Source organism: Ideonella flava (assembly GCF_051857595.1).
Taxonomy (GTDB): Bacteria; Pseudomonadota; Gammaproteobacteria; order Burkholderiales; family Burkholderiaceae_C; genus Ideonella.
This window is the reverse complement of record NZ_JBPZHD010000005.1, coordinates 193,781-207,237: the sequence shown is the minus strand read 5'-3', so window position 1 is coordinate 207,237 and position 13,457 is coordinate 193,781. Positions and strand designations below refer to the sequence as shown.

Below are 13,457 nucleotides of genomic sequence, written 5' to 3'. Positions count from 1 at the left end.
GAGCGTCGCAACATTGAGACTGCGGCGTGCAACAATGAAACATATGATGCAATCCCGAGCGTCCATGCCGCCCCGGTCGAGCTCGATGAAAACGCGAGCAACCTCTGCGCGGCCCCGCCTGGTCGTGTTGATCAGCCATCTGCGGCTGAAGAAGTCCCCCAGCCGCCTTGCAGAGGCGGTCGCTGCTGCCGCCAATTCCTATGCCGCTCGCGCAGAGATCCGGATCGTCGATTGCGATTTCGACGAGTCGCTGGAGCTGGCCACGGCGCTGCAACGCGAGGGCCGGACCGATGTCCTGATCTCTGCCGGTGCCACGGGCGACTATCTGCGCCAGCAACTCGACATGGCAGTCGTGCTGATGCGCAACAACGGCATGGACCTGCTGCGTGCCGTGGCGGATGCGCGGGCGCGGGCGCGGGCGGCGCAGGTCGCTGTTCTCACCTACCGCGAGATCGACGCGGATCTCGAAGATCTGCTGGGCGTGCTCAAGCTCGACGTCCAACCCGCCACCTACAGCACGCTGCGCCAGGCCGAGCGGCGCGTGGCCGAGGCGAAGCGCGCGGGTTGCGGCGCTGTCGTCGGCTCCTCCATGGTGACCGAGATCGCCGAGGCGGCGGGCCTGCCCGGATTCCTCGCCATAGGCGCACAAGCCACGCGGGAGGCGCTGGACGATGCCATTGCACTTCATCAGAGTGCGCGCAGTCAAGGCGATCGGCGCCGATGGCTCGATGCGGTGTTGCACAGCCTGCACGACGGCATGATGGCGCTCGACCACGCGGGCAGGGTGCAGTCCATCAATGGCGTGATGGCGTCGCTGCTCGGCATCGATGCCGATGCCGTCCTAGAGCGAGAGATCTCGAGCCTCGGGGTGCCGCAGGACTTGCGCCAGCTCCTGGCCGCCGGCCGGGAAGTTCGCAACCAGGTGCTCCCGCTGCACCGCAAGCAGGTCGTGGCCAATGTCATGCCGCTGCCGGACTTCGGCGAAGGGCATGGCGTGGTGCTGACCCTGCAGGAGACGGCGTCGGTGCGGCAAGCAGAGCGCCGCATCCGTTCCAGCGAACGTCGAACTCACGCTGGCGCGCGCCATCGCCTCGACGACATCGCGGGTCGATCCGCCGCGATCGCGCGAGCGCTGTCCACGGCCACGGCGTATGCGCGGGCCAGCGCCACGGTCCTCATCGTTGGCGAAAGCGGCACCGGCAAGGAACTGTTCGCCCAGGGCATCCACAACGCGAGCTCGCGCCGGCTCGAGCCGTTCGTGGGCGTGAACTGCGGCGCCTTTCCCGAGGCCTTGCTCGAAAGCGAGCTGTTCGGCCACGAGGAGGGCGCCTTCACCGGTTCACGCCGGGGCGGCAAGGCGGGGCTGTTCGAAGCGGCGCACCGGGGCACGCTGTTCCTCGACGAGATCGGCGACATGCCGCTGACCTTGCAGACACGGCTGCTGCGCGTGCTTCAGGAGCGGGAGGTCACGCGGCTGGGAAGCACCGAGCCCACACGGATCGACGTGCGCGTGATTGCCGCCACGCACCGGGACCTGGCGGACCTCGTCCGCTCGGGTCGCTTCCGCCAGGACCTGTTCTACCGCATCGCCATCCTGCATCTGCACGTGCCGCCCCTGCGCGACCGGATCGAGGATCTCGTGCCCATCGCGTTGCGCATCCTCGGCCGCATGCCGAATCTCGCAGCCGAGGACGCTCAGGCCCTCCTCGACCGCCTGGGGCCGAGCTTGGGGCGCCATGACTGGCCGGGCAATGTGCGCGAACTGGAGAACGTGCTGGAGCGGGCAGCGCTCCTGTGGGACGCCGGGGCTGCTGCGCCGATCGACATGGATGCACTCGGGCTCACGACGAGCGGCGCCGCCGAGGTGCGGGCGAGACCGTCGGTCGTTGCAGAGAACCCGCCGCGCCGCGCCGGTCGGGAGGAGGGCACCACGCTGCGCAAGCTGGGTCGCTCAGCCGAAGCGCGACATGTGCATCGGGTCCTGGAAGCGTGTGGCGGCAACATGAAGCAGGCTGCCGCCGCACTGGGCATCAGCCGTTCGACACTCTGGCGTCGCCTCAAGGAAGCCGACCTTGCGTCGGGGCACGGCGCGTGAGCGCGTCCTTGTGCCAGACACGCAAAGGCGCATGAATGCCCGCGCCATCCTCCGTGCTGCGACGCCGGCGGGCGCAGGCGACGGGCGTTTCGCCACGCTGCGGGAGCGGTGGCGCGGCGTTGCCACCGCGCCCGGCCGCCGTGCCGGTCAACGTACCGCGATCTGGAAGACGGTCGGTCCCAGGTCGAGCGAATCCCAGCCCCAGGCCTGGCGGTCGTCTATCCAGGCGCGGTGCCCGAAGCCCCAGCTCTTGTGATCGTTGTTGCAGGGCGGGCCCGACAGCACGTAGCCCTCGGGGGGAGGATAGATGTTCCGCCTCGTCGAGATGCCGAGGTTGTAGGCGTTCCAGGTGAAGTACTTGGTGCCGTTCCACACGAACTTCTCGTCGACGTGGGAGCAGTCGTACAGCGCGGCCGTGGAGATCGGGATGATTCTTCGCTCGCGCGTGTCCCGGCGCATGAGGCGCAGCTGGCTGATCTCGTCGGGAACGCCGCCGGCGTCCGTGCCCCACTCGCCCCGGCCCGGCGTGCCGAAGGTCGTTCCCCACTTCCGCGGGTCGCGGCTGTGGAACAGGACCTGCCATCCGCCACCATCCGTGGTCATGTCGCAATAGACCTGCCGGGGTGCTGTCCCCGGCTTGGCCACCCAGTAGCTTGCGTTGCGCAGGTCAGGGAAGTCGTGGTGGATGGCGAGGCAGGAGGCGCCCGCGTTGTCGGGCCGGCGGCCTTCGCGTGCGGCATCGGCCCACGCGGGCGCCGACAGCGCTGCCAACACCAAGCATGCCAGGGCTGCCGGGGCCGGGGCCGTCGTACCGCTGCGCCTGTTCGAAGAACGGGCGGCCTGAGGCAAGTTCAAGGTGAACATGAAGTGCTCCATTCAGCGTGACTCGACGCGGCATGGACCAGGGGGTCCGCTCACCAGCACTGCCTCCGTGCCCGGCCGCGTCGGCGGGCCCGGACTGCCGGCATGCCGGTCACTCTGGCAGGCGAGGGGCCGACGGGGATTGCGTTTGCGCAAGCGCCGCCAGCCTTGACCACGCGGCCGTGGTGGGCGCGGAACGGACCTCCGGCTCACGCCGCTCCAACCGCCGAGCAGGTACTGGTGAGGGCCGGGCTGGATCCTCGAGAAGGGCTCGCGCGAGCTCAATCGGTGCGGCCGCGTGGCCGAGGCGCGCCAGCGCCGCGGAGGCCGACGACACGCAGCGGCCCTGCCAGACGCCCTGGCCATTCGCGACCGACGGGTATGGCGATTGCCTGCCGTGTTGACCGCGGCAGCCCAGCCGTCGAGCACTGCCGAGGAACCATGCCCAAGTCGACCAAGACACCCCCCAAGCCCGCGAAGCGCGCGGCTGCCAAATCGGCCGCCCGCAACAGCGACAGCGGCCCGAGCCAGATCAGTTCCGCACCGGGCGATCTCGCCAGCCAGAAGATGGCACAGGTCCAGGACGTGGTCGCGGCCATGCCGGACAACGCCAACAAGGCGGCCGAACACGGCTTCAGCCAGGGCACCGCGCCCCCGCAGGGCATGGGGGTCAAACCCGCGTCCCGCCTCGCGACCGGCAGCACGCTGTCGGAAGACAACCATTCGCCCAAGACGGGCAGCGTGGCACCGGAAGGCCGGAACTCCACCATCGACACGCTGGACCGCGTTCGCGTGGACTCCGGCGGGCGGATGCTGACCACCAACCAGGGCGTCGCGGTCGCCGACAACCAGAATTCGTTGAAGGACGGTCTGCGGGGGCCGGTGCTGCTGGAAGACTTCATCCTCCGGGAGAAGATCACCCACTTCGACCACGAGCGCATCCCCGAGCGCATCGTGCATGCCCGCGGATCCGGCGCCCACGGCTTCTTCGAATGCTATGAGCCGCTGACGGACATCACCCGGGCCGCACCGTTCCAGGAAGCGGGCAAGCGGACACCGGTGTTCGTGCGCTTCTCCACCGTGCAGGGCGAACGGGGCTCCAAGGACACCGCGCGCGACGTGCGCGGTTTCGCGGTCAAGTTCTACACCGACGAAGGCAACTGGGACCTGGTGGGCAACAACATGCCGGTGTTCTTCATCCAGGATGCGATGAAATTCCCGGACCTGGTCCATGCCGTCAAGCCCGAGCCGCACCACCAGATGCCGCAGGCGGCCAGCGCGCACGACACCTTCTGGGACTTCGTGTCGCTGATGCCCGAGTCGACTCACATGCTGATGTGGGTGATGAGCGATCGTGCGATCCCGCGCAGCTTCGCCACGATGCAGGGCTTCGGCGTGCACACGTTCCGGATGGTCAACGCCGAGGGCGATTCGGTCTTCGTGAAGTTCCACTGGTCGCCCAAGGCCGGTACGCATTCGCTGGTCTGGGACGAAGCGGTGAAGATCTCCGGCGCCGACCCGGACTATCACCGTCGCGACCTGTGGGAGCGCATCGAAGCGGGCCACTACCCCGAGTACGAACTGGCCCTGCAGGTGTTCACCGAAGAGCAGGCCGAGCAGTTCAGCTTCGACATCCTCGACGCGACCAAGATCGTGCCCGAGGAACTGGTGCCCCTGCGGCCGGTCGGCCGCATGGTCCTCGACCGCAACCCCGACAACTTCTTTGCCGAGACCGAGCAGGTGGCCTTCTGCACGGCGCACATCGTGCCGGGCCTGGACTTCTCGAACGATCCGCTGCTGGCCGGGCGCATCCACTCCTACGTCGACACGCAGATCTCGCGCCTGGGCGGCCCCAACTTCCACGAGATCCCGATCAACGCGCCGCTCGCACAGGTGCACAACAACCAGCGCGACGGGATGCACCGCCAGGCCATCCCCCGGGGCCGCGTCGCCTACGAACCGAACTCGCTTTCCGGCGGCTGCCCGTTCCAGGCGGGCGCGGTGCAGGGCTTCGTCTCGGTGCCGGCGCGGCTGCAGGCCCGGGACGAACAGGGCAAGGTGCGAGCCAAGCCGGAGAAGTTCGCTGACCACTACACGCAGGCGCGGCTGTTCTTCGAGAGCCAGTCGCCGGTCGAGCAGGACCACATCGCGAACGCGTTCCGCTTCGAGCTGTCGAAGGTGACGGTGCCCGCGATCCGCGAACGCACCGTCGCGATGCTGCGCAACGCCTCCGAGGCGTTGGCGCGCAAGGTCGCCGCAGGCCTGGGCATGGACCCGCTGCCCGATCCGCTGCCGCTGGCGCTGTCCGATCCCGCCCCGCCTGAAGTGACCCGCTCGCCGGCGCTTTCGCTGCTGGCCCGGCCCGGGGACGGATCGTTGAAGGGCCGCAAGATCGCGCTGCTGGTGGCGCCCGGCGTCCATGGCGCGTCGCTGACGGCGGTGCAGGAGGCCCTGGTCGAGCAGGGCGCCGTTGCACGGCTGGTCGGCACGCGGATCGGCCGGATGCCGACGAGCGACGGCGACACCCTGGACGCGGACGCCTCGCTGGAGAACGAACCCGGCTTCCTGTTCGATGCGCTGGTGCTGCCCGACGGCGCCGAAGGCGTGGCCGCCCTGGCGCAGGACGGCCACACGATGGAGTTCATCCGCGACCAGTACCGCCACTGCAAGGCGATTCTCGTGCTGGGGACCTCACGCGAGCTGATGCTCCAGGCGGGGCTGCCGGCCAGCCTGCGCAAGAGCCACTCGCAGGGCACGACCGGGATCATCTTCGCCGAAGCGGACACGGCCTCCACGGCGGTCCGGTACTTCGCCGAGGCGGTCTCCCGCCACAGGCATTTCGGCCGCGAGATGGACCCGCCCCAACTGTGACCTCACCTCCACGAGAGACCTCCATGCCCGACCGCTGCGAAGACGAAGCCTGCGACCTGCTCGATGCCGACCACCTGGCGGTCAAGCATCTGTTCGTCGAGTATGCGCGGCTGGCCTATGCCGCCGCCGCCCCTGCGGGCACCTACTACGCCGCCGCGCCCGACGAGGACGTCGACGACGCGAAGGACAACCGGGCCACCATCGCCACGACCATCTGCGACGAGCTGAGCGTTCACGCGCAGATCGAGGAAGAGATCTTCTACCCGGCCTTGCGGCAAGCGGTACCGAGCGCGGCCGACGTGCTCGACGAGGCCGAGCAGGAGCATGCCCAGGCCAAGGCGCTCATCGCGCAGATCCGCCAGCTGAGCACGGCGGACTCCACCATGGACGGCCTCATGGCCGATCTCGCCCGCGCGATCGAAGACCACGTGAAGGAAGAGCGCGACGAGCTGTTTCCCAAGGCTCGAGCTGCGGCCGGCCTGGATCTGGCCGAGCTGGGGACACGTCTGAAGCAGCGGCAACAGGCGCTGGAGCAGCAGGCCACGAAGCCTTGAAGCGTGTCCGGGGCCGCTTGAGCCGCGTGCCCGTCATCGGCGCATGGCTGATCCGGGATCGGTACCTGACCGAGACGGGTTCACGCCGGACCGGCGCGTCATCATCAAGGCAGCGTCGTACCGCCCATAGGCCATGAGCTCGCCGTCGGCGGAGATGGCGACGGATTGCACGCCCCCTCCGGCACCGGCGTAGCCCAGTTCCTCGTCGTAGCTCTTGGCGGGGGTCCAGTCCGACGTGCGCCAATAGCGCAGCGCATCGAACTGGGCCGCGAGCAGTTGCTTTCCATCAGGGGTGAAGGCCACGTCGTTGGCGCCGCCGGGCAAGGTGCGCCACAGGCTCCAGTCGCCGGTGCGGAAGATGCGCACCTCATCGAGATACACCCCGCCCGAGATGACGAAGAGCCGACCATCCGGAGAGAACGTGGCGGTGCGGGAAAGGCCCGGCGGGTGCGCCACCACCGAGCCGTCGGCGACGCGCAGGACGAGCGGCGCGGCTTCAGCGACGCTGCCGAGCAGCGAGTCGTCGGGCGAGAAGCTCAGGGACGCAAAGGGCCCGAAGGCGCCGATTTCGATACCTCCCTTGATCTCGCGGACGAGCGTCCAGTCCGACGTCCTCCACAACCGGATGGATCCCGGGAAGTAGGAGCCGGAAGCGAGCCACTGGCCATCGTGCGAGAAGGCCAGGCCGATGACACGCTCTTCGTGTCCCACGAGGGTGCGCACCGTCTCGCCGTCGGAAAGTCTTCGGACGATCACCGTGTTGTCGGGCCCAGGCAGGGCCACGAGCGGCTGCGTGGGCGAGAAGGCGACGTCTTCGGCCTCCTGAGTCAACGGGGCCGCGCCGCTCGAATCGACGCTCTCGCGGGGCGGGCGACTTGTCACGTCATCCTGCGGGCGCGTTGCTTGTGTCTTCCAGGAGTAGGCGCGGCGGCCGTTGCCGGCATGGAAGACGTCGACCTTCGCGTCGAAGCTTGCGGCGATGGCCACCCATTTCGAGTCCTGCGAGATCACGACCTTGCTCACCGCGGAAGCCAGCCGGGTGAGGGTACGAAGCCGGCTGCCATCCGCCGGATCCCAAAGGGACAGGCGGGAAGGCAGAAAGCCGCCGGCCATCAGCGCGCTACCGTCGGATGCATAACGCAATGATTCGATGGAGCCGCCGCTGCGGGCGAACCGCCGGATCAGGGTGCCTTCGGCGACGCTCCACAGGCGGATCCTGCCGTCCCAGCCGCCGGTGGCCAGGTCGGCGCCGTCCGGAGAAAACACCGCGGCGAACAGGCCGGTGTCCGTGGTCATCGTGTGCTTCAGCGTGCCGTTCGCGGCATCGAACGAGCGGGCCGTGAAGTCGTAGCTCGTGGTCGCGACTCGCGTGCCGTCGGGGGACAGCACGGCGCGCGTGACCTCGTCGTCATGGGCCTTGACGTCCCACTGCAGCGACCAGTCCGTCGTCCGCCATGACACCAGGTGCCCGTCGGCGAATCCGGCGCACAGCCGTTTGCCCACTGGCGCGAAAGCCACGTCGTTGGCCCGGCCCGGATGCTGGGTCAGTGCCTTGACGAGCTTGCCGTCGGCCAGCCGCCAGACCATGGTGCCGTTAGGCCCGGCCGACGCGAGCCAGGCGCCGTCCCGGGAGACATCGATCGCGGCAATCCCCTGGGCCTGGCGCGCGAGCGTTCGCACGGGTGCGCCGCTGCCGACTCGGAACACGACCACGTCCCCGTAAGGACTGTTCCGGGTGGTATCGACGCGATTGACCGCCGCGAAGAGCTCGCCGCCGTCGGGCGAGAAGCGGACGCTTTCGATGCCGGCGACGAAGGCGGCGGCCTCATAGGGCACGACGAGCGTCCTGAGCAGCCCGCCGTGCGGATACCGCCAGAGCTTGACCGTCTTGTCCCGACTCGATGTCGCCAGCACCGTGCCGTCCGGCGAAAGCGCAAGCTCCGTCACCGCGTCGCCGTGACCGGCCTCGCTCCACGCGATATCGGGTCGCCCCGACGCCTGCGCGACAGGCGCCGCCAAGGCGGCCCACACCAGGACGAGAAGGGCCAGCACCTTTTTTGCACCCGAGGTCATGGCAGCCATGGCGTGACTCCAGCTTGCAGTCGTTCAGAGGGCCCCCAGGGCGGGGCTTCGCCCGGCCCGCCCCCAAGGGGGTCAAGCCAAGTGGCGATGCCACATTTGCTTGTGGGCGCAGGCGATTGTTGGCCAGGATCTTCTGTGGCTCAACCGCCAGAAGGGTGACGCCGGCGGCGGCAGGAACGCTGTGCTGCGGACTCGGGGCCTCTTATCGGGTCGCGGCCGGCTCCCTCGCGGCGAGGAAGCGCTCGGCCAGCAGCACCCAGTAGGCACTGCCAGTGGCCACGTTGTCGTCGTTGAAGTCGTAGCCGGGGTTGTGCACCATGCAGCCGCCTTCGCCCGCCCCATCGCCCGTGCCGTTGCCGATCAGGAGGTAGCTGCCCGGCACGCGCTCCAGCATGAAGGCGAAATCCTCGCTGCCGGTCAGGGGCGCGCCTTGCAGCGTCACGCGTTCGGCGCCGACCAGTTCGAGCGCCACCTCACGCGCCAAGGCGGTTTCGGCCGGCGTGTTGACCAGCACGGCATAACCCGGCCTCCAGTCGATCCGCGCCTGAACGCCGAAGCTTTCGGCCTGCGCCGCCACCAGGGACTTGATGCGCCGTTCGATCGTGGTGCGCACCTCGCGGTCGAGCGCACGCACGCTGAGTTCCAGCGTGGCGGTGGCCGGGATCACGTTGTTGGCCTTGCCGCTGTGCAACGCGCCGACGGTCACCACCGCCGCCTGCAGCGGATCGATGTTGCGCGAGACGACGGTCTGCAGCGCCATCACGATGCTGGCCGCGGCGACGATCGGATCGGCGGCGCGGTGCGGCATGGCGCCATGGCCGCCGGTACCCGTGAGCGTGATGGTGACGTAGTCCGACGAGGCCATGGCCGCCCCTTCGCGCAGCACGAAGCGACCCTGCTCGATGCCGGGCATGTTGTGCATGGCGAAGACGGCGTCGCACGGAAAGCGTTCGAACAGGCCGTCGTCCATCATGCGCAGCGCGCCGCCACCGCCTTCTTCGGCCGGCTGGAAGATCAGGTGCAGCGTGCCGTCGAACACGCCGTGCTCGGCCAGGTGGCGCGCTGCCGCCAGCAGCATGGCGGTATGGCCATCGTGGCCGCAGGCGTGCATGACCCCCGCATGCACGCTGGACCAGCCGGCGCCGCTGGCTTCATCGATCGGCAGCGCGTCCATGTCGGCTCGCAGACCCAGCCGCCGAGTCCCTCGTCCGCGCACCAAGGTGCCGACGACGCCGGTGCCGCCCAGGCCGCGTTCGACCGCGTAGCCCCAGCCTTCGAGTTTGTCGGCCACCAGGGCGGCGGTGCGATGCTCCTCGAAGGCCAGCTCGGGATGCCGATGGATGTCGCGCCGCAGGCTGATGAACTCGCCGGCCCGCGCCTGGAGCGCTTGCAGCAGGTAGGTCACGGGCGCCTCACTGCGGTTGCAGGTTGATCTGCCTCGCGATGGCGCGATAGCGTGCCGTCTCGGCTTCGAAGAACTTCGCCGACTCGGCCAGCGTCATCGGCGCGGCGGGGACCTGCGTCTGCGCTGCCAGCTGCGCGCGCACCGACGGGTCCTGCAGCGTCCGGCCGATCGCGTCATGCAGGCGCACGACGACGTCCTCGGGCGTGTTCCTCGGCACCATGAACCCGGTCCAGATCTTGTACGAGAAGTTCTTCAGGGCCTGGCCCTCGCTGGCCGCCGGCACGTTCTTCAACAGCTCGGAGCGCTGAGCGCCCAGCTGCCCGATCACCTTCAGGCGCCCCTGCTCGGCGAGGGCGCCCATCGCGGCGCTGTACACGAGCACGGCGAAGTCGACCTGGCCGCCGCCGATGTCCTGCAGGAGCGGCGCGTTGCCCTTGTAGGGCACGTGCGCCAGCTTGACGCCCGTCTGCGCCTGCACGTTCTCGAGGATGAGGTGGTAGAGCGAACCGATGCCCACGCTGCCATAGGTCAACGGCTTGTCGGCCGACGCGCGGGCCAGCGCGATGAGCTCGTCGACGCTGGAGACGGGCAGGTCCTTGCGGGTGACGAAGACCATCACCGCGTCGGCCACGGGATGCACCAGGCGGAAGTCCTCCGTCTTCAGCTTCACCGCCGCGTTCGCCAGCGGCGACAGGATCACTTCATTGGGCGAGCCCTGGAAGATGAAGTAGCCATCGGCCGGGGCGGCGAGCACCTTCTGCGCCGCCAGCGCACCGCTGACGCCGCCGAGGTTCTCGACCAGCACCTGCTGCCCCAGCTCCTTGCCCAGTGGGTTGAAGAAGATGCGCGCGATGGCGTCGGATGGGCCGCCGGCAGGGTAGGGAACCATCAGGTTGACGGGTTTCCCCGGCCAGGCCTGTGCCACGGCGGCTCCTGCGCTCAGCAGCAGGCCGGCCAGCAAGATCAACGATCGTTGGATATTCCGCATGGCAACTCCTTCAGGACCAGGGCGGCAGGGCTTTCGAAGCGGCCAATGTAGGCATCGTGGATCGCAACGTCCAATGCATTGTTGAGCTCTATATGATGAGTTGAATGTATGCATCGCCTTGGTTTACCCCATGACCCTGGTCCAGCTTCGACACCTGATCTCCCTCGCACAGAGCGGCTCGTTCACGCGGTCCGCCGAGGAGCTGTACCTGACGCAGCCCGCCCTCAGCCGCAGCATCCGGGCGCTCGAGGACGAGCTCGGGCAGCCCCTGTTCGACCGGGTGGGGCGCCGCAGCGTCCTGACGCCCTTTGGTGTGGAATCGCTGCAGCGTGCACGGCAATTGATCTCGGACGCGGACGAACTGGCTGCCAGCGGCCGACAGATGCAGGAGGGCCGGTCGGGCACGGTGCGCATCGGGCTGGGCTCGGGGCCGGGGGCGATGCTGATGACCCCGCTACTGAAGACCATGGCCAAATCCCATCCGGCCCTTCGCGTCGAGGTGGCGCGTGGCCCCACCGAGGTCCTCACCCGCCGTTTGCGCGAGCGCGAACTGGATGCACTGGTGGTCGACGTCCGCTCGCTGTCACCGGCACCCGACCTGCGCGTCGCCAACCTGAGCGAGATGCGGGGCGCCTTCATGGTGCGCGAGGACCATCCCTTGACGCGCTTCAAAGGCGCCCTGCGGTTCGACGCGGTGCGCCAGTTCCCGATCGCCTCGACGCCGCTGAGCGACGAGGTCGCGCGCACGCTGATCGAACGCTATGGACCCGCCGCCCATCCGGACGAGTGCGTCACCCTGCGCTGCGAGGAGATCCCCAGCCTGGTCGAGGTGGTTCGACACAGCGACGCCGTGCTGCTGGCCATTCGCGCTGCCGCGCCTGACCTGGTGGAGTTGGTGCTCAAGCCAAGCTTGAACGCGACCGCGCGCTTCGGCATCGTCAGGCTGGCCCGACGAGCCGAGCCGCCGACCTTGCCGATCGTCCGAAAGCTGGTCGGCGAACTGCTGAGCGACTAGGCCCGCGGCCCGCCTCGCGAAGGTCCGGCCGCCGAAAGCTGCTTCGACGTCGAGCAACCGGGCATCGCCGCCGGAACGACGGGAGCACGCCATCCCCGGATAATGTCGGCCGCTCCGGCATTCGTGTCCGGACTGGCTTTCGCCAATCCACAGCACCGGCCCGATACCCCGGCTGGTCCGGGGTGCACGCCCTGGCCCCCTTCTGAAGACGACGTTGCCGCCCACCTTGATCCCGTTGACCCGATCGACCCTTTGCAATCCGTGGCGGCTGTCGGTGGCCCCGATGATGGACTGGACCGACCGCCACTGCCGTTACTTCCACCGCCTCATCACCCGGCGCACACGTCTCTACACCGAGATGGTCACGACGGGGGCGCTGCGGCATGGCGATCAGCCGCGCCACCTGGATTACCACCCCGAGGAGCATCCGCTGGCCCTTCAACTGGGCGGCAGCGAACCGGAGGAACTCGCTTTCGCGACGAAGCTGGCGCTGCGTTGGGGCTACGACGAGGTCAACCTCAACTGCGGCTGCCCGAGCGAGCGGGTGCAGCGCGGTGCCTTCGGGGCCTGCCTGATGAACGAGCCTCGGCTGGTCGCCGACTGCGTGAAGGCCATGGTGGACGTGGCCGAAGGCGTGCCGGTGACCGTCAAGCACCGGATCGGCATCGACCAGGACGACAGCTACGGGTTCGTGCGCGACTTCGTCGGCACGGTGGCGGATGCAGGCTGCACCGTCTTCATCGCGCACGCGAGAAACGCCTGGCTCAAGGGCTTGTCGCCCAAGGAGAATCGCGAGATCCCGCCCTTGCGATACGAGGTGGTGTACCAGCTCAAGCGCGACTTCCCGGACTTCACCATCGTGCTCAACGGCGGCGTCCAGGGCAATGACCAGGTCGCCGAGCACCTGCTTCATGTCGACGGCGTGATGCTGGGTCGCGAGGCCTATCACAACCCCTGGCTGATGGCCGAATGGGATGCCCGCTTCTTCGACGAGCCTGCGCCGGCTGCGGACCGCGACGCGGTGGAGGCGGCCATGGTGGCTCACATGGAGCAGCTTTCGGGCCGCCACGGCACCCCGTGGTCGCATGCCGCCCGGCACATGCTGGGCCTGCGCCATGGCCAGGCCGGGTCGCGCCGGTGGCGCCAGGTGTGGTCAGACCATCGCTTGAAGGCCGACCACCCCGCCGCGGTCAGCCGGCTGGCGCGCGCTGCGCTGAGCTAGGCCAGAGGCTGCGCGCGGTCTTGCAGGCGCCACCTTCCCAGTCGGCACTGCACTTGGCCTTGACCATGCCGCACATGGCTTCCCCGGCCGTGCGGATGTCGTTGTAGGCGCCGGCGTCGATCGCGCCGACGCCGGCCACGAAGACCTGGCTGGCGGCCGGCGCGGCGCCCCGCTGCTGGAGGAGGCCGCTGCGATCCTTCTGCGCCACGCAGGCTTCGCGCAGCATCGCGTCCTGGCAGCGGGCGGCGAGCTGCTCGACCTGCCGGGTGGAAACCTGGCGGCTCATCGGCTCGCAACCGGACATCGCCATCGCGGCGACCGCCCCGATGGCCACGCATGGCAACCTGGAGAAGAAGCGGCCGCG

10 protein-coding genes are annotated in these 13,457 nt (G+C 68.9%); 5 read left to right on the top strand and 5 right to left on the bottom strand.

Annotated elements, in window-relative coordinates:
- Nucleotides 1-85: 85 nt before the first annotated feature.
- The gene (gene prpR, locus ACS5PM_RS12455; protein ID WP_439387952.1) at nucleotides 86-2,095 is read left to right on the top strand and encodes a propionate catabolism operon regulatory protein PrpR; all 2,010 of its coding nucleotides are present in this window, start codon (nucleotides 86-88) and stop codon (nucleotides 2,093-2,095) included.
- Between the two features lie 147 nt (nucleotides 2,096-2,242).
- Here prpR and ACS5PM_RS12450 read toward each other — a convergent pair whose 3' ends face one another.
- Nucleotides 2,243-2,866 (bottom strand): fibrinogen-like YCDxxxxGGGW domain-containing protein, encoded by a 624-nt coding sequence (locus ACS5PM_RS12450; protein ID WP_439387951.1) that lies wholly within the window; start codon nucleotides 2,864-2,866, stop codon nucleotides 2,243-2,245.
- A 531-nt stretch (nucleotides 2,867-3,397) separates the two neighbouring features.
- Here ACS5PM_RS12450 and ACS5PM_RS12445 point away from each other — a divergent pair.
- Nucleotides 3,398-5,827 (top strand): catalase, encoded by a 2,430-nt coding sequence (locus ACS5PM_RS12445; protein WP_439387950.1) that lies wholly within the window; start codon nucleotides 3,398-3,400, stop codon nucleotides 5,825-5,827.
- Nucleotides 5,828-5,850: 23 nt separating this feature from the next.
- Nucleotides 5,851-6,381, top strand: coding sequence for a hemerythrin domain-containing protein (locus tag ACS5PM_RS12440; RefSeq protein ID WP_439387949.1), 531 nt, complete (start codon nucleotides 5,851-5,853; stop codon nucleotides 6,379-6,381).
- A 33-nt stretch (nucleotides 6,382-6,414) separates the two neighbouring features.
- Here ACS5PM_RS12440 and ACS5PM_RS12435 read toward each other — a convergent pair whose 3' ends face one another.
- The 3 genes from ACS5PM_RS12435 to ACS5PM_RS12425 form a co-directional block, all read right to left on the bottom strand.
- On the bottom strand, nucleotides 6,415-8,463 hold the full coding sequence (locus ACS5PM_RS12435) for a WD40 repeat domain-containing protein (protein ID WP_439387948.1): 2,049 nt from the start codon (nucleotides 8,461-8,463) through the stop codon (nucleotides 6,415-6,417).
- 202 nt (nucleotides 8,464-8,665) lie between these two features.
- Nucleotides 8,666-9,868, bottom strand: coding sequence for a M20 aminoacylase family protein (locus tag ACS5PM_RS12430; RefSeq protein ID WP_439387947.1), 1,203 nt, complete (start codon nucleotides 9,866-9,868; stop codon nucleotides 8,666-8,668).
- 7 nt (nucleotides 9,869-9,875) lie between these two features.
- Entirely contained in the window at nucleotides 9,876-10,856 is a 981-nt protein-coding gene (locus tag ACS5PM_RS12425) for a tripartite tricarboxylate transporter substrate binding protein (protein WP_439387946.1), read from the bottom strand.
- A 130-nt stretch (nucleotides 10,857-10,986) separates the two neighbouring features.
- Between ACS5PM_RS12425 and ACS5PM_RS12420 the strand changes: the two genes are divergently transcribed.
- Nucleotides 10,987-11,871: a LysR family transcriptional regulator gene (locus ACS5PM_RS12420; protein WP_439387945.1), complete on the top strand. Its 885-nt coding sequence runs from the start codon at nucleotides 10,987-10,989 to the stop codon at nucleotides 11,869-11,871.
- A 214-nt stretch (nucleotides 11,872-12,085) separates the two neighbouring features.
- Nucleotides 12,086-13,093: a tRNA dihydrouridine(20/20a) synthase DusA gene (gene dusA / locus ACS5PM_RS12415; RefSeq protein ID WP_439387944.1), complete on the top strand. Its 1,008-nt coding sequence runs from the start codon at nucleotides 12,086-12,088 to the stop codon at nucleotides 13,091-13,093.
- Here the strand turns inward: dusA and ACS5PM_RS12410 are convergent.
- Nucleotides 13,062-13,427 (bottom strand): hypothetical protein, encoded by a 366-nt coding sequence (locus ACS5PM_RS12410; RefSeq protein WP_439387943.1) that lies wholly within the window; start codon nucleotides 13,425-13,427, stop codon nucleotides 13,062-13,064. The genes dusA and ACS5PM_RS12410 overlap by 32 nt on opposite strands.
- Between the last annotated feature and the right edge of the window lie 30 nt (nucleotides 13,428-13,457).

Bases quoted from the DNA above. Each gene is read 5' to 3' on its own strand.
- ACS5PM_RS12420 (WP_439387945.1), top strand. From the start codon at position 10,987: ATGACCCTGGTCCAGCTTCGACACCTGATCTCCCTCGCACAGAGCGGC.
- ACS5PM_RS12435 (WP_439387948.1), bottom strand. From the start codon at position 8,463: ATGGCTGCCATGACCTCGGGTGCAAAAAAGGTGCTGGCCCTTCTCGTC.
- ACS5PM_RS12440 (WP_439387949.1), top strand. From the start codon at position 5,851: ATGCCCGACCGCTGCGAAGACGAAGCCTGCGACCTGCTCGATGCCGAC.
- ACS5PM_RS12425 (WP_439387946.1), bottom strand. From the start codon at position 10,856: ATGCGGAATATCCAACGATCGTTGATCTTGCTGGCCGGCCTGCTGCTG.
- prpR (WP_439387952.1), top strand. From the start codon at position 86: ATGAAAACGCGAGCAACCTCTGCGCGGCCCCGCCTGGTCGTGTTGATC.
- ACS5PM_RS12445 (WP_439387950.1), top strand. From the start codon at position 3,398: ATGCCCAAGTCGACCAAGACACCCCCCAAGCCCGCGAAGCGCGCGGCT.